Below are 25,026 nucleotides of genomic sequence, written 5' to 3'. Positions count from 1 at the left end.
GAGCGAGAAAAGCTGAAGGCTGCCCAAGGCAGCCTTCAGCTATGAAACATGTTTACCGGACACTAGTGACGCAGAGCGTGGGAACGATCTGTGTGGGGGGTTACTCGTTATCGAGGCCCTTGCGCCGATACGGGAACACATCGATCACCTTGCCGGCACGGATGGCCTCTTGCAGGCTCTTCCAGTAATCGGCGTTATACAGCTCGCCGTGCAGTTGATCGAACAACTTGCGCTGGCCCGAATCGGCAAATAGAAACGGCGGGAATTCCTCAGGAAACACATCCAGCGGCCCGATCGAATACCAAGGCTCGGACGCCATCTCATCTTCCGGCGTACGCGGTTGCGGAATGTGGCGGAAGTTGGCTTCGGTCAGGAAGCAGATCTCGTCATAGTCATAAAACACCACGCGCCCATGCCGCGTGACGCCGAAGTTCTTGAGCAGCATGTCCCCGGGAAAGATGTTCGCCGCCGCCAGTTGCTTGATCGCCAGGCCGTAATCCTCCAGGGCTTCGCGCACCTGCGCCGGGTTGGCGTTTTCCAGGTACAGGTTCAGCGGCGTCATCCGCCGCTCGGTCCAGCAGTGGCGGATCAGCACCGTGTCGCCTTCCACCGACACCGTGGACGGCGCGACATCCAGCAGTTCTTCGAGGCACGCAGGGTCGAACTTGCTCAGCGGGAAACGGAAGTCGGCGAACTCCTGGGTGTCGGCCATGCGCCCGACACGGTCGACGCTTTTCACCAGCCGGTACTTCTCGATCACCGTAGCGCGGTCGACGTTTTTCGACGGTGAGAAACGGTCCTTGATGATTTTGAATACCGTGTTGAAACCCGGCAGGGTGAACACGCTCATGACCATGCCGCGCACGCCCGGCGCCATGATGAACTGGTCGTCGGTGTTGGCCAGGTGGTTGATCAGCGCGCGGTAGAACTCAGACTTGCCATGCTTGTAGAAGCCGATCGAGGTGTACAACTCGGCGACGTGCTTGCCCGGCAGGATGCGCTTGAGGAAACCGATGAACTCCGCCGGCACCGGCACATCCACCATGAAATACGAACGGGTGAAGGAAAAGATGATCGACACGTCCGCCTCGTCGGTGATCAGTGCATCGATCTGGATGCCCCGCCCCTCGAGGTGCAGAAGCGGGATCGCCAATGGCCATTGCTCATCGGCGGTGTAGATGCGCCCCACCAGGTAGGCGCCCTTGTTGCGGTAGAGCACCGAGGAAAACAGTTCGACGCTCAGTTCAGGGTCCTTGCACACCCAATCGGGCAGGTTCTCGCGCAGTTGCGCTTCAAGGCGGCGCAGGTCGCCGGGCAGGTCGGCGTAGTCCTCGCTGAAGCGATAATCGGCGAAGATGCTCGCCAGCATGCCCGCCAGCTGGCCTTGGGGCTTGTAGGTGCGGGTTTGCGCGGCGCGAGCCCGGCGCAGGCTCGGCCGTGTGGTGTGGATGAACATGCAGCCGTCGCTGATCAGGTCATGGCTGAACAGGCCGCAGAAAATCGAGTTGTACCAGGTCTCGGACAATTCATCGTCGAAGCGCAGGTCGATCAAGGTGATGTACGCGCTCTTGACCAGCGGCCAGCAACTGACGTCCAGCGTGTCGGTGTCAAAGGCGGTGTGCAATCGTGCCACTGTCTCACTGACTTTTTCTTCGTAGAGATTGATCCGCGCCGCCGACGCCGACTGCGTCTCCTGCCACCTGGCTTGCTCGAAGCGGGCCCGGGCGCCGTCGGTGATCTGGCGAAAATGCTCGCGGTAATCGTCAAAGCCATCGAGGATCAGGCGGGCGATGTCGGCGGCTGGCCATTGCTGCGGCATGGTGAGACCTCTGCGGGAATTCGTGAGCCCTGAGCTTAGCCAGTGAAGCGGGTGCAGGAGAAGTGTAATTTTGCGCGCGGGTTATTTGCCCGTTTTCCGGTTGCCATGGATCAGCCGCTCGGCAACACTCTCGTCCCGATCAAGGAAGGAGAGCAGCGTGAACCCCGTCGATATAGTCCGTTTACTGTCACTGGCGGCCATCTGGGGTGCGAGCTTTCTGTTCATGCGCATCATCGCCCCGGTGATTGGCACGATCCCTACGGCCTTTTTCCGCGTGTCGATTGCCGCTACCGGCTTGTTGCTGATCCTCGGGCTGATGCGCATCAGCTGGGATTTCAAAGGCAAGCTCAAGACTGTGATGCTGCTCGGGGTGATCAACTCCGGGATTCCAGCAACTCTGTATTCCGTGGCTGCCCAGGTGCTGCCGGCCGGGTACTCGGCGATTTTCAACGCCACCACACCACTGATGGGCGTTTTGATCGGTGGGCTGTTTTTTCATGAGAGACTCACCGCCGCCAAGCTCGGCGGGGTATTGCTTGGATTGCTTGGCGTTGGTGTGCTGACCCGCGCAGGCCCGGTCGCATTCGACCTGCAGTTGCTAATGGGCGCCCTCGCCTGCCTGCTCGCCACCACCTGTTATGGTTTCGCCGGATTCCTCGCCCGCCGCTGGCTGGATCAGGCCGGCGGCCTCGACAGCCGTTTGTCTGCGCTGGGCAGCATGCTCGGCGCCACGCTGTTCCTGTTGCCGTTGTTCGGCTACAGCGTGATCAGCCAACCGCCGGCAAGCTGGGGCGGCTGGAGTGTCTGGTTGTCGCTGCTGGGATTGGGGCTGGTGTGTACCGCGCTTGCGTACATCGTTTACTTCCGCTTGCTCAGTTCAATCGGGCCGGTGAGGTCGATGACCACGACCTTCCTGATCCCGCCGTTCGGCGTATTGTGGGGGGCGCTGTTACTGGATGAGCCATTGTCGATGGCGCATGTCTATGGCGGGGTGTTGATTGCGGCGGCGTTGTGGCTGGTGTTGAAGCCGGCCAGGACCAGGTAAGTTGCTGCGACGATGATTGTAGGAGCTGCCGCAGGCTGCGATCTTTTGATCTTGTTTTTAAAAGCAAAATCGAAAGATCGCAGCCTGCGGCAGCTCCTACAGGGGGAAATCACAACGCCAACGAACTCACCTCCCCATCCACCAACCGCCGAATCCCCAGCGGATTAGCGTTCTGCAACGCCTCGGGCAGCAACGCGTCCGGGTAGTTCTGGAAGCACACCGGGCGCAGGAAGCGGTCGATGGCCAGGGTGCCGACCGAGGTGCCGCGCGAGTCGGACGTCGCCGGATACGGCCCGCCATGCACCATCGCTTCGCACACCTCGACGCCGGTCGGATAGCCATTGAGCAGAATCCGCCCGACCTTTTCCTGCAAAATCTCCGCCAGCCAGCGGTACTGCAGCAACTCGTCAGGCTCGCCGATCAAGCTCGCCGTCAACTGCCCGCGCAGGCCCTGTAGCGCCGCCGCCAACTGCGCGCGGTCCTCGACTTCGATGACGATGGTGGTCGGCCCGAATACTTCTTCCTGAAGCAACTCATCGCCCTTGAGCAACAGGCTGACATCGGCCTTGAACACTTGCGGCTGCGCCTGATTGCCCTGTTGCGGCTTGCCCGCCAGATGAGTCAGCCCCGGATGTTCGTGCAGTTCACCCAAACCTCGGCTGTAGCTGTCCAGCCCTGCGGCATTGAGCATGGTTTGCGCAGGTTGCTGGTTCATGCTCGCGCAAAAAATTTCGAGAAAGCTGCTGAACTGCGGCGAACGCAGGCCGATGACCAGCCCTGGATTGGTACAGAACTGACCACAGCCCAGGGTCACCGAGCCGGCGAGTTGCGCCGCGATCTGCTCGCCGCGCACCGCCAGCGCCTCGGGCAGCAGGAACACCGGGTTGATGCTCGACATCTCGGCGAACACCGGAATCGGCTGTGGTCGGGTCGCGGCCATGTGGCTCAAGGCATTGCCACCTTTGAGCGAACCGGTGAAACCCACGGCCTGGATCGCCGGGTGCTTGACCAGCCACTCACCGACGCCACCGCCATAAATCATGTTGAAAACCCCGGCCGGCATTTGCGTGCGTTCGGCGGCGCGGATGATCGCGTCCGCCACCCATTCGGCGGTTGCCATGTGCCCGCTGTGGGCCTTGAACACCACCGGGCAACCGGCGGCCAGGGCCGAGGCGGTATCGCCACCCGCCGTGGAGAACGCCAACGGAAAGTTGCTCGCGCCGAACACGGCCACCGGCCCCAGGGCGATGCGGTACTGACGCAGATCCGGGCGCGGCAATGGCTGGCGCTCCGGCAGCGCCCGATCGATGCGTGCGCCGTAGAAATCACCGCGACGCAGCACCCTGGCGAACAAGCGCAACTGGCCGCTGGTGCGACCGCGTTCGCCCTGGATACGCCCGGCCGGCAACGCGGTTTCGCGGCAAACGGTGGGAACGAAATCCTCGCCCAGCGCATCGATTTCATCGGCGATGGCGTCGAGGAAGGTCGCGCGTTTTTCCGCGCTCAGGTTGCGGTAGATCGGGTACGCCGCCGCGGCGGCTTTGGCGGCGGCATCCACTTCGGCTTCGGACGCCTGAAAGAAGGTGCCGGGCAACGGCTCGCCGGTGGTCGCGTCGAGACTTTGCAGTTGCAAGGTGCCGTTGGCGCTGCGGCGGCCGCCGATGTAGTTGTGGCCAAGAAATTGAGTCATGTGAGTTCCTTGATCAATGGCAGACCTGTAGGAGCCGGCTTGCTGCGGGCGGCTCCTACAGAAGTCAGAGTGTGCGCACCTGACCGATAGGCAACGGCTGGGCACTTTCGCCGATGCCGTTCACCAGTGGCGCACCGAACTCATCGAGGCTGATCTGGAAGCGATCGCCCGGCTGGGTCTTGATGCTGTCGGCAAACGACAGTGTGGCGGTGCCGAAGTAGTGCACATGAACGTCACCGGGCCGCAAGAATTGTGCGTACTTGAAGTGGTGGAACTCGAGGTTGGCCAGGCTGTGGCACATGTTGTCTTCGCCGCTGAGAAATTCCTTTTCCCAGATCGTTTCGCCATTGCGCTTGATGCGGCTGGTGCCGACCAGGTGCCTGGGCAATTCACCGACGCGCAACTCGGGTCCGTAGGAGCAGCAGCGCAATTTCGAATGGGCGAGGTACAGGTAGTTACGCCGTTCCATGACATGGTCGGAGAACTCATTGCCCAAGGCATAACCGACGCGATACGGCTGGCCGTCGTCGCCGATCACGTAGAGCCCGGTCAGCTCCGGTTCTTCACCGGCGTCTTCGGCGAAGGGCGGCACCGGGAAGTCCGCACCAGGGCGCACGACGATGCTGCCGTCGCCCTTGTAGAACCATTCCGGCTGCGCACCGACCTGTCCGGCCGCTGGCTTGCCGCCCTCCAGGCCCCATTTGAACATGCGCATGGTGTCGGTCATGCCGGCTTCGACGGCGCCCTCCTGCTGGTGCATCTTGTCCCGCGTCGAGGCGCTGCCCAGGTGGGTCAGGCCGGTGCCGCTGATCAGGCAATGGGCGGGGTCTTCGTGGTCCAGTGGTGGCAGGACCTGGCCTTGGCCCAACAGCTGTGCGTAGTCCGGGCCCGGCGCGGTGCCGCGCAAAGCGACTTCTTCTGCCAGGCTGCGTTTGGCGTGGATCGCCGCGAGTGCCAGTTCGCGGGTGCTGCGGGTGCCTTGGAGCACCTGCACTTGTGCCCCGTCGACCAGCCCGACCTGGCGTTCACCGGCCGTGTTTTCGAATTGAATCAGGCGCATGTCGTCCTCCGGTAGGTCGTGGGGTCACTCGATGATGTTGAAGTCGCTCAGGTACTCATCGGAGATTTCCAGGCCAAGACCCGGCTTGTTGTCGTCGAGCTGGATATAGCCGTTGACCGGTTGCGGCTCGCCCTTGAACACGTAGTAGAAGAGTTCGTTGCCGACCTCGACGTCGAACACCGGGAAGAACTCGGCCATCGGCGAGGCGGTGGTGGACATGGTCAGGTGATAGTTGTGCATCTGCCCGGCGTGCGGGATGACCGGTACTGACCAGGCTTCGGCCATGGCGTTGATCTTGCGCGCTGCGGTGATGCCGCCGACTCGGTTGGTGTCGTACTGGATCACGTCGACGGCGCGACGCTCGAGCAGGTCCTTGAAGCCGTAGGACGTGAATTCGTGCTCACCGCCGGAGATCGGCATGATCCCCATTTTTTTCAGCTCGATGTAGCCTTCGATGTCATCGGCGATCACCGGCTCTTCCAGCCAGCGCGGCTCGAACTCGGCCAGTTTCGGCAACATGCGACGGGCATATTCGAGGGTCCAGCCCATGTAGCATTCGAGCATGATGTCGACGTCGGGACCGGCCAGGTTACGCAAGGCGCGCACTTGTTCGATGTTCTTGCGCATGCCCGCCGGGCCGTCTTTCGGGCCGTAGCCGAAGCGCATTTTCAGCGCGGTGAAGCCTTGGTTCAGATAGCCCTGGGCTTCTTCCAGGAACAGGTCGAGGTTGTCGTTAGCGTAGAGCTTGGAGGCGTAGGTCCAGATCTTTTCCTTGGTGCGGCCGCCGAGCAGCTTGAACACCGGCTTGTTGACCGCCTTGCCCATGATGTCCCAGATGGCGATATCAATCGCCGAGATGGCCGCCATGCCGATGCCTTTGCGGCCCCAGGCGTGGCTCTGGCGGTACATCTTCTGCCAGATGTATTCGTTGTCGAACGGGTCTTCGCCAATCGCGATGGGTGCCAGGTAGGTGTCGATGATTTCCTTGGCCACCCGTGGCGCCAGGGCGCAGTTGCCGATGCCGACAAGACCGGTGTCGGTCTCGACTTCCACCACCAGCCAGCCATGAAAACGGAACGAGCCCATGGCGTCGCCGCGCTCGAACAGGATGTCGCTGGCGTTGGTGCAGAAGTGCGCTTGAGGTGGGACGACTTTGCCTTTCCACTCGAAAACGCGGGTACGGATCGCTTTGATTTTCATGAATACAGATTCCTTGCGCTGCCGGCTTCTTGTCATTGTTGTGTCGTTGCGTAGAGCCGCTGGAGAGCGGTTGTGCGCATTCGATGGAGCGACTTTAGCCAGCGCCAAGGGGCTGCGGATAATCACTTATGCGTATCCGGCGATAACCTGGGGTGATAGGAAAAAGCGGTTATCAGGTAGATCGAGTTATCAGACCAAAAACAAAAAGATCGCAGCCTTCGGCAGCTCCTACAGGATGTATGCCATCCCCTGTAGGAGCTGCCGAAGGCTGCGATCTTTTGATCTTGCCCTTTTAGTAGCTGTTGCCCCCCATCCGGCAAGCAATCTCGAATGCCTGGCGAGTCGCGCCGACATTCGCCTTGCCCTGCCCCGCGATATCGAACGCGGTGCCGTGGGCCGGTGTGGTGATGGGAATGGGCAGGCCACCCTGAACCGTGACGCCACGGGAGAAGCCCATCAACTTGATCGCGATCTGCCCTTGGTCGTGATACATCGTCACGACCGCGTCAAAGGCGCTGGCGTCGCCCTGGACCTTGAGGAAAATCGTGTCGCCCGGGTACGGTCCTTCCGCCGCGATTCCAAGCGCCTGGGCCTTGCGCACCGCTGGGCCGATGATGTCCAGTTCTTCACGGCCGAACGAGCCGTTGTCGCCGTTGTGCGGGTTCAAACCGCAGACGCCGATGCGCGGTTTTTCCAGGCCGTTGCGCTTGAGGGCGGTGTCGATCAACTGAATCGCTTCCACCACCCGCTCCTGGCTGAGCAACCCCGGCACTTCAGCCAACGCGACGTGAGAGGTCACCCGAGAAGTCCAGAGATTGTCGAGCACGTTGAACTCGCAGAATGGCCCGTGGAAATCCAGCAGCTCGGCGAACCAGTGCAGCTCATCGTTGTGGGCCATGCCGGCCATGTGCAGCGAGGTCTTGTTCAACGGCCCGAACAATATTGCGTCGGTGGTCCCGGCCTCGGTCAGGCGCAGCGCTTTTTCCAACGTGTCGAGGCTGTAGCGACCGCCAATGACGCTGGCCTCGCTGCGCGGAAATTCACCGAAGGTGTCGCCGCGAAAATCGAAGAACAACGGCGTGTCATCAACAAAAGACAGCTGCTCCAAAGACTCCACCCGACGATAGGGAAACTCCACGCCGGCGATGCGCATGCCGCGACGCATTTCCGCTTCGTCGGCAATCAGGATCACGTTGGCCTGGCCGCACACATCGGGCTCAGCGAGCAAGCGTGCGATCAGTTCCGGGCCGATGCCCGCCGGGTCACCCAGGACCATCGCGATGGTTGTCTTGTTCATGCTTCACTCCTCAAGGATTCAGGCAGCGCCCGGTCAATGGCGCAAGGTTCGCAGCGGTAGATGCGCTGCGCGTTGCTGTAGAACAGTCGCTCCTGATCGGCCACTGGCAGATCGGCGACGATGGATTTGAAACCGCTGTAGATGTCGTCGAACGAGCCGCACAGGCTGTCCACCGGAAAATTGCTGGCAAACATCGCTCGTCGGGTGCCGAACATCGCGATGATTTCGCGCACGATCCAGGCGTTGTCGATGGTGCGCCACGCCCGGCCCGCCTGGCCCAGGCCAGAGATCTTGACCTGCACGTTCGGCCACTGCGCCAACCGCGCCATCGCTGCTCGCCATCCCGCCAAGCCTTCGGCGCTGCGATCGTTGGGCAACCCGGCGTGATTGAGAATCAGGGTGATGCCGGGGAAGTCCCGGGCCAGCCGTTCGGCCTCGGGCAGGTTCCACCAGGGCGTCTGCAAATCAAAGTGCAGGCCCAGCCCCTCCAATGCGGCGTAACTGCGCCGCCAGTGCTCGTCGCTCATCAGGCTGCGCACCCGCCCGAACTGTTCGGGTGACATCGGCCCGCCCGGTTTGTGCCGCACGCTGCGTACGCACTTGTAGGTGGCCTGCTCGGCCAGCACCGCAATGGCGTCCGGGTGGTCGAGCCAGGCTTGCGCGACGATCGCATTCGGCACCCCGTAACGGGCGGCCAGTTGTTCGATGAACCGGGTTTCGCCAATCGGGTCCTGGGGGTTCCATTCGGTCTCGACATACACCGTTTGCACCACCCGATGCTCACCGGCATCGGCGAAGTAATCCTCGGGAAAATAGCGGCGCTTGATCGCGCTGTAGTCACCGTAGCGAAACGCAATGTTGGCTTCGGGCGCCAGCCACGGATGGTCGTTGATCGTTGGGTCCCAGAAGTGATGATGGGCATCGATGATCGGTCCATTCCAACGCTCAGCCATAACGCACCTCGTCGAGACTGATGAACAAAGTCGCCAGCACAAACACAGCCGAGCACGCGGCGAAAAACCCGAGCACAGGGGCGAAGCCACCGCTCATTTGCAGTATCACCCCCACCAGGATCGGCACCGCGATACCGCCGGTGCTGCCGGCCATGTTCATCACGCCACCGATCAAGCCGACCCGCGCCGGTGCTGCCAGCAACGCCGGGAAGCTCCAATAGAGGCTGCCCCACATCAGGAAAAACGCGGTCATGGCCAACAGCGCCACGGCCGCAAAAGGATCGCTCAGGGTCGGCAACAGCAGGAACGCGCCGAGGGCCACCAGGCCGGAAAACGCCAGCAGGCTCTTGACCGCCACGCCGCGCCGCACGCCCTTGCGGATCAAGCCGTCGCAGAGGAAACCACCGGTCAACGAACCCAATGCGCCGCAGACGAAAATCACGAAGGTCGCCGCGCCAATGCCCTTGATATCAAAACCCCGGGCTTGCGCCAGATAGCTCGGCCCCCAGGTCAACAGGCCGAAATACACCATCGCCCAACTGGCACGACCGATCAGCAATCCGCTCAGGGAACGAGCGGCGATGCCCAGGCCCTTGACCGGTGCCCGGGTGGCTTCGGCGGCCGGCGTGGCGCGCCCGGCGTTGATTTTTTCCAGTTCCAGGGCATTGACCTGTGGGTGGCTGTTCGGGTCATCACGCAGATAACGCCGCGCCAGCCAGGCCAGCAACAGGGTCGCCACACCGGCGATCACGAAGGCCAGGCGCCAGGAGTCCAGCGAAGCGATCAGATAGGCAATGATCAACCCGCCGAGCGCAACGCCCAACGGGCTGCCGCTGTCCATCAACACCGCACCGCGGCTGCGCTCGCTGGGCGCCAGCCATGAGCAGATCAGCTTGCCGCCGGACGGAAACAACGGCGCTTCCGAGGCCCCCAGGGCCACACGGGCAAACAACAACGACAAGCCGCCAGTGGCGAACGCCGCCAGCACCTGGAACGTGCCCCACAACCCGGTGGACCAGCTGATGACCCGATGCGGTCCAAAGCGGTCGATCAACCAGCCGCCGGGAATCTGCAACAGCGCGTAGGCCCAGAAGAAGCTGCTGAGGATCAAACCCTGCATGCTTGGCGTGAGGGAAAATTCATGGGCGATGGTCGGCATGGCAATGGACAGCGACACCCGATCAATCAGATTGACCATGGTCAGCGCAAAGATGATCGCGAAGATCCGCCAACGCACATTGCTGGCTTTCGCGGCGCCGGCCTGCGGGATCGCATCTGCCGTGGGCAGATGCAGGGAAGCACTGGGACGAGCCATGGTGCGTACCTCGATTTATTATTTTTGTGGATTCAAGCGTGTCGCGTCGTGGCGACCTGTGGGCACTATCGAAGGCCCGGTGATAACCGTCTAATCAAAACTTGAAATCAGGCGATAGCTTCGGGTTATGGCATGCCATGCTTTCAATGGGCTTTCAACGCACGCATGCATTTTTCTGTAGGAGCGAGCCTGCTCGCGGTGGTCTTCGACAAAAACGCGTGTTTCCTGAATAAACGTGGCGCTCTTGAGTCCATCGCGAGCAGGCTCGCTCCTACAGAAATCCCCGTTCGTTTGCAGCGCTATAACCCCAGGCTATCGGTGTATGTATTGTTTTGACTAGACGCGGCGACGGCGTCTTCCCACACTCTGGCCAGGCTTGCAGCTTTCGAACGCCAACAAGTCACTCATAACAACTACAAAAACGAGGCTCTTCCATCATGCGAAATGCATTCGTCCGTCGCACATCCCGTCTGTTTCTTGGCTGCACCCTGGTCGCCGCGGGCGCCCTCCCCGCCCTGGCCCACGCCTGGCAACCGGACAAGAACGTCGAAATCATTGTCGCCGGTGGCCCCGGTGGCGGTACCGACCAACTCGGTCGCCTGATCCAGTCGATCATCACCACGCATAAACTGCTCGACGTTAATACCATCGTCCTCAACAAGGGCGGCGGCAATGGCGCCGAAGCCTTTCTCGACATGAAGATGAACAAGGGCGATGCCGAGAAACTGGTGATCGGCACCAACAACATCTACCTGTTGCCGCTGGTGTCCAAGCTCGGCTATCAATGGCAGGAGCTGACGCCGATTGCCGCCGTGGCCGAGGATGACTTCATTCTCTGGAGCTACAAAGGCGCACCGTGGAAGGATGCGAAAAGCTTCTACGAAGCGGTCAAGGCTGACCCGTCGAACCTGCGCATGGGTGGCAGCCAGTCCAAGGACGTCGACCAGACCCTGACCCTGCTGCTGAACCAGACCAACAACAGCAAACTGGTGTACATCCCGTTCAAGAGCGGCAGCGAAGCCGCCACCCAACTGGCTGGCAAACACATCGCCGCCAACGTCAACAACCCCAGCGAAAGCATCAGCCAATGGCGTGGCGATCAGGTCGAACCGCTCTGTGTCTTCAGCAAGGAACGCATGAGCTACACCGAGAAAGTCGCCGGTGATAAATCCTGGGCCGATGTGCCGACCTGTCACGAGCAAGGCCTGGGCATCGATCAATACCGCTTCCCGCGCACCGTGTTCATGCCCGGCGACGTTTCCGCCGAGCAACGTGCGTTCTATGTCGAGCTGATGCGTAAAGTCACCGAGACGCCGGAGTTCAAGGCCTACGTCAAGCAGAACGCCCTGGTGCCGACCTTCCTCGAGGGCGAGCCGCTGACTGCCTACATCGAAAAAGACACCGCCCGCGTCACCCCGGTATTCAAAGAAGCCGGCTGGTTGAAAAACTGACGTTGTCGCGGCCGCTCGCCTGCGGGCGGCCGTCATTTGCTGGAGGTGTCTGCATGTCCCATTCTTCGGATTCACCCGCGCTGGTCGGCACCCGTTGGGTCGAACTCGGCCTGACACTCTTCACCGCGCTGATCGGCGTAGTGGTGATGTTCGGCAGCGTCGAACAAGGTATCGGCTGGGGTGATGCCGGCCCCGAGCCTGGTTACTTCCCCTTCTACATCGGCTTGATGCTGAGCGCCGCGAGCGTGGCCAACGGCGTGTTGACCGTGGTGCGCTGGCAAGCGCTGAGCATCGCATTTGTCAGTCGCAGTGCATTCAGGCAAGTGCTGTCGGTATTCATCCCGATTGCGTTGTTCGTCGCTGCCATGCCACTGACCGGCATCTACGTCGCCTCGGCATGCTTCATCGCCTGGTTCATGTGGCGTGACAGGGTCCGCGCCAAGCCTTACGGAAAATGGATGATCGCCACGGTATCCCTCGGCGCGGTCCTGGCCAGCTACCTGATTTTCGCGCTGTGGTTCAAGGTCCCGCTGGATGCAGGCCCGTTGGGCGACTGGATTGCCCTGGCCGGGAGAAACTTCAAATGAGCGAATTCGATTCCCTGTTGCAAGGCATGAACCTGATCCTGACCCCGGGCCACATCGGCCTGATGGTGATCGGCGTGCTGCTGGGCATCCTGGTCGGTGTGTTGCCCGGCCTCGGCGCCCCCAACGGCGTGGCACTGTTGCTGCCGCTGACGTTCACCATGTCGCCGGTGTCGGCAATCATCCTGCTGTCGTGCATGTATTGGGGCGCGCTGTTTGGCGGCTCGATCACCTCGATCCTGTTCAACATCCCCGGTGAACCCTCATCGGTGGCGACGACGTTCGACGGCTACCCGATGGCCCGCGAAGGTCGCGCCGCTGAAGCCCTGACCGCCGCGTTCAGCTCGGCGCTGATTGGTGCGCTGGCCGGAGTGTTGTTGCTGACGTTCCTGTCGACCAAAATCGCCGCCTTCGCCATGTCGTTCAGTTCGCCGGAGTTCTTCGCGGTGTACCTGTTGGCGTTCTGCACTTTCATCGGCATGAGCAAGAACCCGCCGCTGAAGACCGTGGTGGCGATGATGATCGGTTTCGCCATGGCGGCGGTCGGCATGGATACTGTGTCCGGCAACCTGCGGTTGACCTTTGACCAACCGATCCTGATGACCGGCATCAGCTTCGAAGTGGCGGTGATCGGCCTGTTCGGCATCGGCGAAATCCTCTGCACAGTGGAAGAAGGCCTGGTGTTCCGCGGCGAACATGCGCGCATTACCCCGATGGTGATCCTGCGCACCTGGGCCAAGCTGCCGCGCTACTGGTGGACCATTGTGCGCAGCACCCTGGTCGGTTGCTGGATGGGCATTACGCCGGGCGGCCCGACCGCCGCATCGTTCATGAGCTATAGCCTGGCGCGTCGCTTTTCGAAAAACCGCGACAACTTTGGCAAGGGTGAACTCGAAGGCGTGATCGCTCCGGAAACCGCCGACCACGCGGCCGGCACCAGTGCCTTGCTGCCGATGCTGACCCTGGGTATTCCCGGTTCAGCCACCGCTGCGGTGATGCTCGGCGGTTTGATGATCTGGGGCCTGCACCCTGGGCCAACGCTATTTGTCGAGCAGCATGACTTCGTTTGGGGCCTGATCGCCAGCATGTACCTGGGCAACGTGGTGAGCCTGATCGTGGTGTTGGCCACCGTGCCGCTGTTCGCCTCGATCCTGCGCATTCCGTTCTCGATCATCGCGCCGATCATCATCATGGTCTGCGCCATCGGTGCCTACTCGGTGCACAACTCGTTCTTCGACGTGGTGCTGATGCTCGGGTTCGGCGCGCTGGGATATCTGTTCAAGAAACTTGGCTACCCGATCGCGCCGCTGGTATTGGCGGCCGTGCTGGGCGACAAGGCTGAAGATGCTTTCCGTCAGTCGATGCTGTTCTCTGACGGGCACCTGGGGATTTTCTGGTCCAACCCATTGGTGGGTAGCCTGACCACGGCGGCGTTGTTGATGCTGTTCTGGCCGTTGATTTCCAAGGCGCTGCAAACCCTGATGGGCCTGCGCAAACCCCAGGTCGCCAAGGCAAAATCGGTGCTGTGACACTGCAATGCTGGCAACGCCTGACATTTGTTGTCAGGCTTGCCACAGTTTTGTTCGCGAGTACGGCCCATGTCCCGAATTCCTGATGCCAATGTAATCCACAGTCGACTGCGTCTGCGCCAGCTGCGGCTGATGCTGGCGCTGGAGGAATTCGGCTCTTTGCGCCGTGCCGCCGACCACATCGGCATGACTCAGCCAGCGGCGACCAAGATGCTGCACGAGGCTGAGGATCTGCTCGGCGTCGAACTCTTTGAACGCCTGCCTCGGGGCATGCGCTCGACCCCGTTCGGGGAAACTGTCATCTACTACGCGCGCATGGTCTTCGCCGAACTCAGCGGCATGCGCGAAGAACTGGTTGCCCTGCAATCTGGCAACCTGGGGCGAGTCGCCGTTGGCGCGATTCCGGCGCTGGCCTCGGGGCTGTTGACCCGCACCATCGCGACCTTGAAGCAAAGCCATCCACGCTTGTCCATGAGCATCCAGGTCGATACCAGCGACGTGCTGGTGCAGGCGCTGCTGCAGGATCAACTGGACATTGTCCTGGGAAGAATTCCGCCCGGAGCACGGGCCGAAGAACTGCTGTTCGACAGCCTGGGTGAAGAAGCCCTGTGTGTGATTGCCGGTGCGCAGAATCCGCTGGCGAAGGAGAAGCAACTGGGTTGGGCAGAACTGCAGAACATGACCTGGGTGCTGCAACAGCAACCCAGCCCGATGCGCGCGATCATCAACCAGGTGTTCCATAATGCGCGGGTCGATATCCCCAGCAGCATCGTCGAAACCACCTCGATCATGACCTTGCTCTCATTGATTCAGCAAACCGATATGCTCGGCGTCACGCCGGTGTCGGTGGTCGAGGATTATCCTGGTCGTGACCTGCTGGCGGTATTACCGATCAAGTTCGAAGCACGCTTGCCGCCGTACGGGCTGATTACCCGTCGCCATCGCATTCAGTCGTCGGCGATGCAGGCGTTCATGAACTCGGTGCGCGCCGAACATGCGCTGAGCAAATGAAAAGGCCCCTACAGGGAAATGGTTTACGCGGCTTTACGGAACACGAACACCAGGCCGACGATAATCAGCAACATGCCGAGGATGCTCAACATCGCCAGTCGATTGCCGAAAATCAGGTAATCCATCACGGCCGTCACCGCGGGTACCAGATAGAACAGGCTGGTGACATTCACCAGATTGCCCCGGGCGATCAAGCGGTACAGCAACAAGGTCGCCAGCACCGACACCACCAGGCCCATCCACAACACGGGCACGATGAAACCGCTACCGTGTTCGAAATGAAAGGGCTGGAACGGCACGAAAATCCCGCAAAGCAACAGCCCCGCCAGGTACTGCACCGGCAGCGTGCCGAGGGGATTGTCGGTGATGCGTTTCTGCATGATCGAACCCATGGTCATGCTTGCCAGCGCGAGCAGGCCGAACAGCATCCCGGCCAGCGACATGCCGGCCAGGCCGATCCCCTGATAGACCACCATGATCAAGCCGGTCAAGCCCAGCGACAGGCCGAACATTCGGCTGGCTGAGCGCTGACGCTCCATGAGCACCACCGTGAGAATCGGTTGCACGCCCATGATGGTCGCCATCACACCGGGCGTGACCTTGAGGTCGAGCGCCAGCAGATAAAAAATCTGGTACGCCCCCAGTAACACCATACCGGTGGCCATCGCATAGCGCATCGCCCGGCCGCCCTTGGGCAACTTCAACTTGAGCAACGGCATCAACAACACCAGGCCGCACAAGGCGATGACGAAGCGAATCAACAGAAAGGCAAAGGGTGACGCATGGGCCAACCCCCACTTGGAGAAGATCGCCCCGCTGCTCCACAGCAGAACGAACAGGCTCGTGGAAGCCGCCGCGAGCGCGGACTTTTTTGAAAGGACAAACATGAAATACCACCTGTAGTCAGGCAAGAAGCCAACTCAGCCGAAGCTGAAATCCAGTAGTTTTTTTACGGGCGTATTTGCAGGCGGGCAGGGAAACAGCAGAAAACGCTGATCAGCCCGAAATGCCAACACCCGGCGGCGCTACGACTGCGCACACCGACGTGCTACTGACAGGTGGAGGGTAATGACTGATCTGCACAGGCTGCTGGTTCCCGCACGGCACGACGCCAGCGTTGACCGCTGAATCGACTACCGCGTTGATGAGGGATGCAGGCATTGGGCTGATCTTTTTCGAGGGATTAAGAAAGCAGGTCATGAGGACCTGCTTGTGTTGACTATACCCAGAGCTCGACACCCTTGGCAATGCATTGGAAGGCGTGACAGGCATCAACCCGCTTGCAAAAGACGGTTGAGGTACTGGCCGTAACCATTTTTCGCCAAGGGGGCCGCCAGTCTTTGCAACTGATCGGCATCGATCCATTTCTGCCGGAAGGCAATTTCTTCAGGGCACGCGACTTTAAGGCCCTGGCGACGTTCGAGCGTGGCAATGAACAGACTGGCATCGAGCAGTGAGTCGTGAGTCCCGGTATCCAGCCAGGCATAACCGCGCCCCATGATTTCTACCGACAGGTTGCCCTGGTCCAGGTAAAGACTGTTGATATCGGTGATTTCCAGCTCGCCACGCGCCGATGGCTTGATGCTCTTTGCCATCTCGACCACGTCCTGGTCATAGAAATACAAGCCGGTGACCGCAAAGTTCGACTTGGGCTTGAGTGGCTTTTCTTCCAGGCTGATCGCCTTGCCCTGGCCGTCGAACTCGACCACGCCGTAACGCTCCGGGTCATTGACGTGATAGGCAAAGACACTCGCCCCGGACTGGCGCGCCATGGCACTTTGCAGGATGTTGATGAAGTCGTGGCCGTGATAGATGTTGTCGCCCAGGACCAGGGCGCTGGGGTCGTTGCCGATAAAGTCTTCGCCGATGATGAATGCCTGCGCCAGGCCATCGGGCGAAGGCTGCACGGCATAGGTAATGTTCAGGCCCCAACGGGCGCCATCCCCCAGCAGCTGCTCGAAACGCGGCGTGTCCTGGGGTGTGGAAATGATCAGGATATCGCGGATACCCGCCAGCATCAGGGTGCTCAGTGGGTAGTAGATCATCGGCTTGTCGTAAACCGGCAGCAGCTGCTTGGAGATGGACAGTGTCGCCGGATGCAGACGTGTACCGGAGCCGCCGGCAAGGATGATGCCTTTACGATTGAGCATATTCATTTCTCCAGTATTTCTGCGAGCATCCGTGTCACGCCGACTTTCCAGTCAGGCAAGCTCAGCGCAAAGGCCTTTTGCAGTTTTCGCGTATCGAGTCGGGAGTTGCCTGGGCGTCGTGCCGGCGTCGGGTACGCCTCGGTGCCGATCGCCTCGACCATTGCCGGGGTTACCTTGAGATTCATGCCTGCGCGCTCGGCTTGTTCTAGTACAAATCGAGCATAGCGACACCAGGTGGTTTCGCCAGTGGCGGCAAGGTGATAGATCCCGCCCAATTGCGGGTCGGCCAGTACACTGCGGATGACATGGGCGGTCACATCCGCCAGCAATTCGGCACCGGTTGGCGCCCCGAACTGGTCATCGATCACGGCCAGGCTTTCACGTTCACGGGCCAGGCGCAGCATGGTCGTGGCAAAGTTGTTGCCCCGCGCGGAATACACCCAGCTGGTTCGCAAGATCAGATGCGCACAGCCGCTGGCGGCAATCGCCTGTTCGCCGGCCAGCTTGCTGGCGCCATAGACACTCAATGGCGCTACCGGATCAGTTTCCTGCCAGGGTTGGTCGCCAAGCCCTGCGAACACATAATCGGTGGAGTAATGCACCAGCAGAGCCTTGAGCCGTAGCGCCTCTTGCGCCAGCACTGCCGGCGCATCGGCATTGATCCGATAGGCCAGCTGCGATTCGCTTTCGGCCTTGTCGACCGCAGTGTAGGCCGCGGCGTTAACGATAACGTCCGGCGCGAAGCGTTGCACGGTAGCGGCCAGCCCCGGCAAATCATTCAGGTCACCGCAGTACGCCTGGCTTGAGGAGTCCAGCGCCAACACTTCTCCAAGGGGCGCAAGGCTGCGTTGCAACTCCCACCCCACCTGGCCGTTCTTGCCGAGCAAGAGCAGCTTCATGCGCGGCGCCCGGCATAATTTTTCTCGACCCATTCGCGGTAGGCACCGGACTGGATATTGCGCACCCAATCCTGGTTGTCCAGGTACCACTGGACGGTTTTGCGAATGCCGGTCTCAAAGGTTTCTGCCGGCTTCCAGCCCAGTTCACGTTCGAGTTTGCGGGCATCGATGGCATAACGACGGTCGTGCCCTGGCCGATCGGTCACGTAGCTGATTTGTGCATGGTAGGGCTGGCCGTCCGCGCGCGGACGTAGCTCATCAAGCAGCGCGCAGACGGTGTGCACGATTTCCAGGTTGGTTTTTTCGTTCCAGCCACCGACGTTGTAGACCTCACCCACGCTGCCGGCCTCCAACACGCGGCGGATGGCGCTGCAGTGGTCCTTGACGTACAACCAGTCGCGGATTTGCTGGCCATCGCCATAGACCGGCAATGCCTCACCGGCCAGCGCGTTGACGATCATCAACGGAATCAACTTTTCCGGGAAATGATATGGCCCATAGTTGTTCGAGCAGTTGGTGGTCAGTACGGGCAGGCCATAGGTGTGATGATAGGCGCGCACCAGGTGATCGCTGGCGGCTTTGCTCGCCGAGTAGGGACTGTTGGGTTCATACGCGTGACGTTCGGTGAACGCCGCCTCGTCCTTGGCCAGCGAACCATAGACTTCGTCGGTAGACACATGCAGGAAGCGAAAGGCCTGCAACGAATCGCTCGCCAGCCCTTTTACGTAGGCGCGTACGGCTTCCAGCAAACGAAATGTGCCAACGATGTTGGTGTCGATGAATGCCTGTGGCCCGTGGATGGAGCGGTCGACATGCGACTCGGCGGCAAAATTGAGAATGGCACGGGGCCGGTGCTCTTCGAGCAAGCCTTCGACCAAGGCGCTGTCGCCGATATCGCCTTGCACGAATACATGCTGCGTATTGCCCGTCAGGCTGCTGAGGTTATCCAGGTTGCCGGCATAGGTCAGCTTGTCCAGATTGACTACGGTTTCGTCGGAGTGAGCCAGCCAGTCCAATACGAAGTTTGCCCCAATGAAGCCTGCACCGCCAGTTACCAGGATGGTCATTGATTCAGACCTTTTTCAGTAAGGTTGCGAGGATCGGGCCCAGGTTCTCAAAGACGCATTGCCCCTTCAAAACCGGCAGGCTTGAAAACCGTGCAGCCCGGTTAAAACCCAATGGCGTTACGGCCAAGGCAATTCTGCTGTCGCAAGGGTTGAATTAGGTTTTGAACATTCAGCGCACGCCAGTTCTGCGACCGGCTCCATATACTCTCTGGGCGCCCTGACGGCATTTACGGGCGACATTTGTAATATAGCAAAGCTTCCAAAAATAAAAAAAAGATCGCCTGGTGGCGATCTTTTTTCCTGTCGTTGTGGCCAGCAGTTGTTCAGCCCAGCAGCCAATGAGCCAGCAAAGCCAGCACACCGATCGCCAATACCGGCCGCATTACCCGGTACGCCTTGGGATAACGACGTTTCCACTGCTTGATCGCCCCACTGAACCTGTCGCTGAATCGCTTGCTCCAGGCATAGGCCTGGTTAATCCCGCCTACGCGTTCATCCGCAAGGTTCTGCGGCGCGGTGGCGCGCCCCAGCAGGCCACTGATCCAGCGGTTGATTCCCGTGATCAAGCGATTGCTGAGCGGGCGCTCGATGTCGCAGAACAGGATGACCCGGGGCTTGTCGGTTTCGTTCTTGACCCAGTGCACATAGGTTTCGTCGAACATCACGTCTTCACCGTCACGCCAGGCGTAGGCCTGACCGTCGACGTAGATGCGGCAAGCGTCGCTATTGGGCGTCGCCAACCCCAGGTGATAGCGCAGGGAGCCGGCGAATGGATCGCGGTGCGGATTAAGATGGCTGCCCCCCGGCAGCAGGGCGAACATGGCCCCCTTGACGTTGGGAATCGCACTGACCAGCGCCACGGTCTTCGGGCACAGCAGTTCGGCCGAAGGCAAGGGTTTGTCGTACCACTTCAGGTAAAAACGCTTCCAGCCCTTCTTGAAAAACGAACCGAACCCGGCGTCGTTGTTTTTTTCCGCGGCGCGAATGTAACCCTCATCAAACAGGTGCATCGCTTCGTCGCGGATAATTTCCCAGTTGTACTTAAGCACATCCAGCTCGGGAAACTTGCTGCGGTCCAGGTAGGGTTTTGAAGGCACGCCGGAGAACAGGTACATCATGGCGTTGTAGGGGGCAAACAGGGCCGAGTGGTTGACAAATTGACGCAAGACCGGCAACCGCGCCTTGCCGCGCAAATGCACATAGTAGGTACTGCCCAGAAACAGCAGCAACAACGACGCTTTCGCGGCAATCGAAACGCTCATCAACAACTCCTTGATCGATAGACATCTGCGCAACGCCATTCCTCGACGCGGCCATAGGCATGATAACCACTACCAATCACGGGGAAAACCCGCGGAACCCGAGATACAGTGTCAAGCAATGCGTAACAAATCACTTCTTAACACAGCGTGCCTGAACGCTTGCTGATCGACGTCATTCACACTCGATGAAGAAGGGATGCCCCCTCTCCACCGTTTGAAGCTTCGCTGCCCGTTACTGCTGATTTTCCTGCTCGGTGAACAGATCGCTGAACAGCATGCTCGACAAGTAACGTTCACCGGAATCCGGAAGGATCACGACAATGGTCTTGCCCTGCATTTCCGGGGTCTCCGCCAGGCGCACCGCCACTGCCATCGCGGCGCCGCAGGAAATGCCGCACAGAATGCCTTCTTCCTGCATCAAGCGCAGGGCCATGGCCTTGGACTCCTCGTCGGTGACCAGTTCCACCCGGTCGACGATCGACAGGTCGAGGTTTTTCGGCACAAAACCGGCACCGATGCCCTGGATCTTGTGCGGGCTGGGTTTGATTTCTTCACCGGCCAACGCTTGTGAAATCACCGGTGATACAGCGGGCTCCACCGCCACCGAGACGATAGGTTTGCCCTGGGTATTCTTGATATACCGCGAAACGCCGGTAATGGTTCCGCCTGTTCCGACACCCGCCACCAATACATCCACCGCACCGTCGGTATCGTTCCAGATCTCGGGCCCGGTGGTCTTTTCGTGGATGGCGGGGTTGGCCGGGTTGTCGAACTGCGCCGGCATGAAGTATTGGGCCGGATCACTGGCGACTATTTCCCCGGCCTTTTCGATCGCACCTTTCATGCCCTTGGCCGGCTCGGTCAGCACCAGTTCCGCCCCCAGCGCCTTGAGTACCTTACGGCGCTCGATGCTCATGGAGGCCGGCATGGTCAGCATCAATTTATAGCCTCGCGCGGCGGCCACGAAGGCCAGGCCGATGCCGGTGTTGCCGGAAGTCGGCTCGACAATGGTCATGCCCGGCTTGAGCCTGCCTGTGCTTTCGGCATCCCAGATCATGTTGGCACCGATCCGGCACTTGACCGAGTAACCGGGGTTGCGTCCCTCTATCTTGGCCAGGATGGTGACGCCGCGCGGCGCGATACGGTTGATCTGCACCAACGGCGTATTACCGATGGAATGGGCATTGTCAGCGTAGATACGGCTCATGGCTGGGTCCTTAACGACAGCATTGAAATAGGGCACCAAGGTAAGCCTCTTGCCCGTAGGCGTCCAGTCAGGTCGAACGTCCGGAGGTGACTGTAGTCAATGCTTTAGAACGCCAGAGAATTACCACCATGAAACGTCGATACCGCTGGCCATTGTGGAGCTTCACCGGCCTCGTTGTGCTGCTGGTTGCCCTGCACTTCGCCCTGCCCTACCTGGTGCGCGACTACCTCAATGACAGGTTGGCGAACATGGGCGCCTACCGCGGCGAGATCGCCGACGTGGACCTGGCCCTGTGGCGCGGAGCCTACAAGATCAACGGTTTGAAAATCGTCAAGGTCGAGGGCAAGGTGCCGGTGCCCTTCGTCAACGCGCCATTGATCGACCTTTCGGTCAGCTGGCATTCGCTGTGGTATGACCACGCGGTGGTCGCCGAAGTGAAGTTCGTCAAGCCTGAGGTCAACTTCGTCGATGGCGGGGCCAACAAGAAAAACTCGCAAACGGGTGAAGGCACCGACTGGCGCGCCCAACTGGGTAAATTGCTGCCAATAACCCTCAACGAAGTAAAAATCGACGATGGCAAGATCAGCTTTCGCAACTTCAACTCCAAACCACCGGTGAACCTGAATGCCACCAAGGTCGACCTGAACATCTACAACCTCACCAACGTGGTCGACTCCAAAGGCAAGCGCGATGCCCGATTCGATGGCAAGGCGCTGCTGCTGGGGCATGCCCCCCTGGAAACCACCGCCACTTTCGATCCACTGAGTAACTTCGAAGACTTCGAGTTTCGCATGCGAGCCCGGGACATTCAGCTCAAACGCATGAACGACTTCGCTTCAGCCTATGGCAAGTTCGATTTCAATGCCGGCCATGGCGACGTCGTGATCGAAGCCCAAGCCAAAAAAGCCAAATTGACGGGCTATATCAAGCCGCTGCTCAGGGATGTCGACGTGTTCAACTGGCAACAGGACGTGGAAAACAAGGACAAGGGGATTTTTCGTTCCATCTGGGAGGCGCTCGTCGGCGGCACCGAAACCGTACTGAAAAACCAGGGCAAGAACCAGTTTGCGACCCGTGTCGAGCTAAGCGGAAACGTCCATCAAAAAGATATCAGCGCGTTCCAGGCGTTTTTGCAGATTTTACGCAATGGTTTCATTCAGGCATTCAATGCTCGCTACGAACAACCCAAGCCGGACGCCGGTTAACGTTGCCGCCAATACTGAGTCAAGATGTGACGCTCCATTCAGAGACTGAATAGGCCGTCTGCGTTCACAGTCGACCGGGCGTCGCGTTATAGTCGAGGCTGACCATTTATATTCCCGCCCTGCCTCGCTCAGGCCGGCGTTACCGTTCGAGGATTAGCAGATGAAGTTCGAAGGCACCCAGGCCTACGTCGCCACCGATGACCTTAAGCTGGCGGTCAACGCCGCCATCACCCTGGAGCGGCCACTGCTGGTCAAGGGCGAACCAGGCACCGGCAAGACCATGCTCGCCGAGCAACTGGCCGACTCCTTTGGCGCCAAGCTGATCACCTGGCACATCAAATCGACCACCAAGGCGCACCAGGGGCTGTACGAGTACGACGCGGTCAGCCGCCTGCGCGACTCGCAGCTGGGCACGGAAAAGGTCCACGACGTTCGCAACTACCTGAAGAAAGGCAAGCTCTGGGAAGCTTTCGAGTCCGAAGAGCGCGTGATCCTGCTGATCGACGAAATCGACAAGGCCGACATCGAGTTCCCCAACGACCTGTTGCAAGAACTCGACAAGATGGAGTTCTACGTCTACGAGATCGACGAGACCATCAAGGCCAAGAAGCGCCCGATCATTATCATCACCTCCAACAACGAGAAAGAGCTGCCGGACGCCTTCCTGCGCCGCTGCTTCTTCCACTACATCGCGTTCCCTGATCGCACCACGATGCAGCGGATCGTCGACGTGCACTACCCGGACATCAAGAAAGACCTGGTCAGCGAAGCACTGGACGTGTTCTTCGACGTGCGCAAGGTGCCGGGCCTGAAGAAGAAGCCTTCGACCTCCGAGTTGGTGGATTGGCTGAAGCTGCTGATGGCCGACAACATCGGCGAAGCGGTGCTGCGCGAACGCGACCCAACCAAGGCCATCCCCCCGCTGGCAGGTGCACTGGTGAAGAACGAACAGGACGTGCAATTGCTTGAGCGCCTGGCGTTCATGAGTCGTCGCGGTAGTCGTTGATCATCTGGGGCAAATGCCATGCTGCTCAATCTGTTCAATGAAATGCGCGCAGCCAAGGTACCGGTCTCGGTGCGCGAGCTGCTGGACCTGATCAACGCGCTGAAGCAGCGCGTTACCTTCGCTGACATGGACGAGTTCTATTACCTGTCCCGGGCGATCCTGGTGAAGGACGAAAAGCATTTCGACAAGTTCGACCGGGCCTTCGGGGCCTACTTCAATGGTCTGGAAAAGCTCGATGATCATCTTCAGGCGTTGATCCCGGAAGACTGGCTACGCAAGGAATTCGAACGCTCCCTGACCGACGAGGAACGGGCGGCGATCCAGTCCCTCGGTGGCCTCGACAAGCTGATCGAAGAATTCAAGAAACGCCTGGAAGAACAGAAGGAACGCCATGCCGGTGGCAACAAGTGGATCGGCACCGGTGGTACCAGCCCGTTCGGTTCCGGCGGTTTCAACCCGGAAGGCATTCGGGTCGGCGATGCCGGCAAGCGCCAGGGCAAGGCCGTGAAAGTCTGGGATCAGCGCGAGTACAAGAACCTCGACGATTCAGTCGAGCTGGGCACGCGCAACATCAAGGTCGCCCTGCGTCGCTTGCGCAAGTTTGCCCGCCAGGGTGCAGCCGAAGAACTCGATATCGATGGCACCATCGACCACACCGCGAAAGATGCCGGGTTGCTGAACATCCAGATGCGTCCGGAACGGCGCAACACCGTCAAGCTCTTGCTGCTGTTCGATATCGGCGGTTCGATGGACGCCCACGTGAAGATCTGCGAAGAGCTGTTCTCGGCGTGCAAGACCGAGTTCAAGCACCTGGAGTACTTCTACTTCCACAACTTCATTTATGAATCGGTGTGGAAGAACAACATGCGTCGCACCTCCGAACGCACCTCCACCATGGACTTGCTGCATAAATACGGCGCCGATTACAAAGTGATCTTCATCGGTGACGCCGCCATGGCGCCCTACGAAATCACCCAGGCCGGTGGCAGCGTCGAGCACTGGAACGAAGAAGCCGGCTACGTGTGGATGCAGCGGTTCAAGGAGAAGTACAAGAAGCTCATCTGGATCAACCCTTACCCGAAAGATACCTGGGGCTATACCTCGTCGACCAATATCGTCAGGGATTTGATTGAGGACCAGATGTATCCGTTGACGTTGCGGGGGCTTGAGGAAGGGATGCGGTTTCTTTCCAAATAATCTCGGGTGTCTGGTTGGACGCCTTCGCGAGCAGGCTCGCTCCCACAGCTGATCTTTGTAATACATGAGATCCCTGTGG

The 25,026-nt window shown here is 60.0% G+C and carries 21 protein-coding genes; 8 read left to right on the top strand and 13 right to left on the bottom strand.

The window, feature by feature from the left end; translation table 11 throughout:
• Nucleotides 1-100: 100 nt before the first annotated feature.
• Complete coding sequence (gene aceK, locus AC1Q8Q_RS25295) at nucleotides 101-1,819, bottom strand: bifunctional isocitrate dehydrogenase kinase/phosphatase (RefSeq protein WP_020797856.1); 1,719 nt, start codon at nucleotides 1,817-1,819, stop codon at nucleotides 101-103.
• 157 nt (nucleotides 1,820-1,976) lie between these two features.
• Here aceK and AC1Q8Q_RS25290 point away from each other — a divergent pair, with 157 nt between their 5' ends.
• A complete protein-coding gene (locus tag AC1Q8Q_RS25290) occupies nucleotides 1,977-2,864 on the top strand; it encodes a DMT family transporter (RefSeq protein ID WP_033044653.1) in 888 nt (295 codons plus the stop codon).
• Between the two features lie 109 nt (nucleotides 2,865-2,973).
• Here the strand turns inward: AC1Q8Q_RS25290 and AC1Q8Q_RS25285 are convergent, their stop codons facing one another.
• The 6 genes from AC1Q8Q_RS25285 to AC1Q8Q_RS25260 all read right to left on the bottom strand — a co-directional run bounded on the left by AC1Q8Q_RS25285 (nucleotide 2,974) and on the right by AC1Q8Q_RS25260 (nucleotide 10,379).
• Nucleotides 2,974-4,554 (bottom strand): aldehyde dehydrogenase (NADP(+)), encoded by a 1,581-nt coding sequence (locus AC1Q8Q_RS25285; protein WP_492615649.1) that lies wholly within the window; start codon nucleotides 4,552-4,554, stop codon nucleotides 2,974-2,976.
• A gap of 64 nt (nucleotides 4,555-4,618) precedes the next feature.
• The gene (gene araD1, locus AC1Q8Q_RS25280; RefSeq protein ID WP_033045583.1) at nucleotides 4,619-5,614 is read right to left on the bottom strand and encodes an AraD1 family protein; all 996 of its coding nucleotides are present in this window, start codon (nucleotides 5,612-5,614) and stop codon (nucleotides 4,619-4,621) included.
• A gap of 24 nt (nucleotides 5,615-5,638) precedes the next feature.
• On the bottom strand, nucleotides 5,639-6,814 hold the full coding sequence (locus AC1Q8Q_RS25275; RefSeq protein WP_033045585.1) for an L-rhamnonate dehydratase: 1,176 nt from the start codon (nucleotides 6,812-6,814) through the stop codon (nucleotides 5,639-5,641).
• Nucleotides 6,815-7,106: 292 nt separating this feature from the next.
• Entirely contained in the window at nucleotides 7,107-8,111 is a 1,005-nt protein-coding gene (locus AC1Q8Q_RS25270; protein WP_492615648.1) for a 4-hydroxythreonine-4-phosphate dehydrogenase PdxA, read from the bottom strand.
• Nucleotides 8,108-9,064: an amidohydrolase family protein gene (locus AC1Q8Q_RS25265; protein ID WP_020797850.1), complete on the bottom strand. Its 957-nt coding sequence runs from the start codon at nucleotides 9,062-9,064 to the stop codon at nucleotides 8,108-8,110. Before AC1Q8Q_RS25265 ends, AC1Q8Q_RS25270 begins: the two co-directional genes overlap by 4 nt.
• Nucleotides 9,057-10,379: an MFS transporter gene (locus AC1Q8Q_RS25260; RefSeq protein WP_151140915.1), complete on the bottom strand. Its 1,323-nt coding sequence runs from the start codon at nucleotides 10,377-10,379 to the stop codon at nucleotides 9,057-9,059. The genes AC1Q8Q_RS25265 and AC1Q8Q_RS25260 overlap by 8 nt, the downstream gene beginning before the upstream one ends.
• 437 nt (nucleotides 10,380-10,816) lie before the next feature.
• Between AC1Q8Q_RS25260 and AC1Q8Q_RS25255 the strand changes: the two genes are divergently transcribed.
• The 4 genes from AC1Q8Q_RS25255 to AC1Q8Q_RS25240 all read left to right on the top strand — a co-directional run bounded on the left by AC1Q8Q_RS25255 (nucleotide 10,817) and on the right by AC1Q8Q_RS25240 (nucleotide 14,954).
• Nucleotides 10,817-11,830 (top strand): Bug family tripartite tricarboxylate transporter substrate binding protein, encoded by a 1,014-nt coding sequence (locus tag AC1Q8Q_RS25255; protein ID WP_492615647.1) that lies wholly within the window; start codon nucleotides 10,817-10,819, stop codon nucleotides 11,828-11,830.
• A gap of 53 nt (nucleotides 11,831-11,883) precedes the next feature.
• A complete protein-coding gene (locus tag AC1Q8Q_RS25250) occupies nucleotides 11,884-12,417 on the top strand; it encodes a tripartite tricarboxylate transporter TctB family protein (RefSeq protein WP_020797846.1) in 534 nt (177 codons plus the stop codon).
• Nucleotides 12,414-13,943, top strand: coding sequence for a tripartite tricarboxylate transporter permease (locus AC1Q8Q_RS25245; RefSeq protein ID WP_020797845.1), 1,530 nt, complete (start codon nucleotides 12,414-12,416; stop codon nucleotides 13,941-13,943). The genes AC1Q8Q_RS25250 and AC1Q8Q_RS25245 overlap by 4 nt, the downstream gene beginning before the upstream one ends.
• Nucleotides 13,944-14,012: 69 nt before the next feature.
• Nucleotides 14,013-14,954 carry a LysR family transcriptional regulator gene (locus AC1Q8Q_RS25240; RefSeq protein ID WP_168757401.1) on the top strand — a complete coding sequence of 314 codons (942 nt, stop codon included), beginning with the start codon at nucleotides 14,013-14,015 and terminating at the stop codon, nucleotides 14,952-14,954.
• Nucleotides 14,955-14,977: 23 nt separating this feature from the next.
• Here the strand turns inward: AC1Q8Q_RS25240 and AC1Q8Q_RS25235 are convergent, their stop codons facing one another.
• From AC1Q8Q_RS25235 to cysK, 6 genes are all read right to left on the bottom strand, one after another.
• On the bottom strand, nucleotides 14,978-15,841 hold the full coding sequence (locus AC1Q8Q_RS25235) for a DMT family transporter (RefSeq protein ID WP_492615646.1): 864 nt from the start codon (nucleotides 15,839-15,841) through the stop codon (nucleotides 14,978-14,980).
• Between the two features lie 384 nt (nucleotides 15,842-16,225).
• Nucleotides 16,226-17,104, bottom strand: coding sequence for a glucose-1-phosphate thymidylyltransferase RfbA (rfbA, locus tag AC1Q8Q_RS25230; protein WP_020797842.1), 879 nt, complete (start codon nucleotides 17,102-17,104; stop codon nucleotides 16,226-16,228).
• 2 nt (nucleotides 17,105-17,106) lie between these two features.
• Nucleotides 17,107-18,003, bottom strand: a complete 897-nt coding sequence (gene rfbD, locus AC1Q8Q_RS25225) for a dTDP-4-dehydrorhamnose reductase (RefSeq protein ID WP_083348399.1) — start codon at nucleotides 18,001-18,003, stop codon at nucleotides 17,107-17,109.
• Nucleotides 18,000-19,070, bottom strand: a complete 1,071-nt coding sequence (gene rfbB, locus AC1Q8Q_RS25220; RefSeq protein ID WP_168757399.1) for a dTDP-glucose 4,6-dehydratase — start codon at nucleotides 19,068-19,070, stop codon at nucleotides 18,000-18,002. Before rfbB ends, rfbD begins: the two co-directional genes overlap by 4 nt.
• Before the next feature lie 323 nt (nucleotides 19,071-19,393).
• On the bottom strand, nucleotides 19,394-20,332 hold the full coding sequence (locus AC1Q8Q_RS25215; protein ID WP_033043477.1) for an aspartyl/asparaginyl beta-hydroxylase domain-containing protein: 939 nt from the start codon (nucleotides 20,330-20,332) through the stop codon (nucleotides 19,394-19,396).
• Nucleotides 20,333-20,564: 232 nt separating this feature from the next.
• Entirely contained in the window at nucleotides 20,565-21,539 is a 975-nt protein-coding gene (cysK, locus tag AC1Q8Q_RS25210; RefSeq protein WP_020797838.1) for a cysteine synthase A, read from the bottom strand.
• A 128-nt stretch (nucleotides 21,540-21,667) separates the two neighbouring features.
• Here cysK and AC1Q8Q_RS25205 point away from each other — a divergent pair, with 128 nt between their 5' ends.
• The 3 genes from AC1Q8Q_RS25205 (at nucleotide 21,668) to AC1Q8Q_RS25195 (ending at nucleotide 24,947) form a co-directional block, all read left to right on the top strand.
• Nucleotides 21,668-22,744: a DUF748 domain-containing protein gene (locus AC1Q8Q_RS25205; protein ID WP_033043475.1), complete on the top strand. Its 1,077-nt coding sequence runs from the start codon at nucleotides 21,668-21,670 to the stop codon at nucleotides 22,742-22,744.
• 160 nt (nucleotides 22,745-22,904) lie between these two features.
• Entirely contained in the window at nucleotides 22,905-23,750 is an 846-nt protein-coding gene (locus AC1Q8Q_RS25200) for an AAA family ATPase (RefSeq protein ID WP_008055443.1), read from the top strand.
• An 18-nt stretch (nucleotides 23,751-23,768) separates the two neighbouring features.
• Nucleotides 23,769-24,947, top strand: a complete 1,179-nt coding sequence (locus AC1Q8Q_RS25195; RefSeq protein WP_008055445.1) for a vWA domain-containing protein — start codon at nucleotides 23,769-23,771, stop codon at nucleotides 24,945-24,947.
• The last annotated feature ends 79 nt before the right edge of the window (nucleotides 24,948-25,026 follow it).

This window comes from Pseudomonas sp. GW823-FHT06B06, from assembly GCF_058795195.1.
Note: the sequence above shows the minus strand (reverse complement) of the source record. Positions and strands in the feature narration are given on the sequence as shown.

What these genes read in the sequence shown, in the direction of transcription:
- AC1Q8Q_RS25215 (WP_033043477.1), bottom strand. Translation starts at nt 20,332, where the DNA reads ATGAGCGTTTCGATTGCCGCGAAAGCGTCGTTGTTGCTGCTGTTTCTG.
- AC1Q8Q_RS25270 (WP_492615648.1), bottom strand. Translation starts at nt 8,111, where the DNA reads ATGAACAAGACAACCATCGCGATGGTCCTGGGTGACCCGGCGGGCATC.
- AC1Q8Q_RS25260 (WP_151140915.1), bottom strand. Translation starts at nt 10,379, where the DNA reads ATGGCTCGTCCCAGTGCTTCCCTGCATCTGCCCACGGCAGATGCGATC.
- AC1Q8Q_RS25205 (WP_033043475.1), top strand. Translation starts at nt 21,668, where the DNA reads ATGAAACGTCGATACCGCTGGCCATTGTGGAGCTTCACCGGCCTCGTT.
- aceK (WP_020797856.1), bottom strand. Translation starts at nt 1,819, where the DNA reads ATGCCGCAGCAATGGCCAGCCGCCGACATCGCCCGCCTGATCCTCGAT.
- AC1Q8Q_RS25285 (WP_492615649.1), bottom strand. Translation starts at nt 4,554, where the DNA reads ATGACTCAATTTCTTGGCCACAACTACATCGGCGGCCGCCGCAGCGCC.
- cysK (WP_020797838.1), bottom strand. Translation starts at nt 21,539, where the DNA reads ATGAGCCGTATCTACGCTGACAATGCCCATTCCATCGGTAATACGCCG.
- AC1Q8Q_RS25250 (WP_020797846.1), top strand. Translation starts at nt 11,884, where the DNA reads ATGTCCCATTCTTCGGATTCACCCGCGCTGGTCGGCACCCGTTGGGTC.
- AC1Q8Q_RS25245 (WP_020797845.1), top strand. Translation starts at nt 12,414, where the DNA reads ATGAGCGAATTCGATTCCCTGTTGCAAGGCATGAACCTGATCCTGACC.
- AC1Q8Q_RS25200 (WP_008055443.1), top strand. Translation starts at nt 22,905, where the DNA reads ATGAAGTTCGAAGGCACCCAGGCCTACGTCGCCACCGATGACCTTAAG.
- AC1Q8Q_RS25275 (WP_033045585.1), bottom strand. Translation starts at nt 6,814, where the DNA reads ATGAAAATCAAAGCGATCCGTACCCGCGTTTTCGAGTGGAAAGGCAAA.
- AC1Q8Q_RS25265 (WP_020797850.1), bottom strand. Translation starts at nt 9,064, where the DNA reads ATGGCTGAGCGTTGGAATGGACCGATCATCGATGCCCATCATCACTTC.
- AC1Q8Q_RS25240 (WP_168757401.1), top strand. Translation starts at nt 14,013, where the DNA reads ATGTCCCGAATTCCTGATGCCAATGTAATCCACAGTCGACTGCGTCTG.
- AC1Q8Q_RS25195 (WP_008055445.1), top strand. Translation starts at nt 23,769, where the DNA reads ATGCTGCTCAATCTGTTCAATGAAATGCGCGCAGCCAAGGTACCGGTC.
- rfbB (WP_168757399.1), bottom strand. Translation starts at nt 19,070, where the DNA reads ATGACCATCCTGGTAACTGGCGGTGCAGGCTTCATTGGGGCAAACTTC.
- rfbD (WP_083348399.1), bottom strand. Translation starts at nt 18,003, where the DNA reads ATGAAGCTGCTCTTGCTCGGCAAGAACGGCCAGGTGGGGTGGGAGTTG.
- AC1Q8Q_RS25255 (WP_492615647.1), top strand. Translation starts at nt 10,817, where the DNA reads ATGCGAAATGCATTCGTCCGTCGCACATCCCGTCTGTTTCTTGGCTGC.
- AC1Q8Q_RS25235 (WP_492615646.1), bottom strand. Translation starts at nt 15,841, where the DNA reads ATGTTTGTCCTTTCAAAAAAGTCCGCGCTCGCGGCGGCTTCCACGAGC.
- araD1 (WP_033045583.1), bottom strand. Translation starts at nt 5,614, where the DNA reads ATGCGCCTGATTCAATTCGAAAACACGGCCGGTGAACGCCAGGTCGGG.
- rfbA (WP_020797842.1), bottom strand. Translation starts at nt 17,104, where the DNA reads ATGCTCAATCGTAAAGGCATCATCCTTGCCGGCGGCTCCGGTACACGT.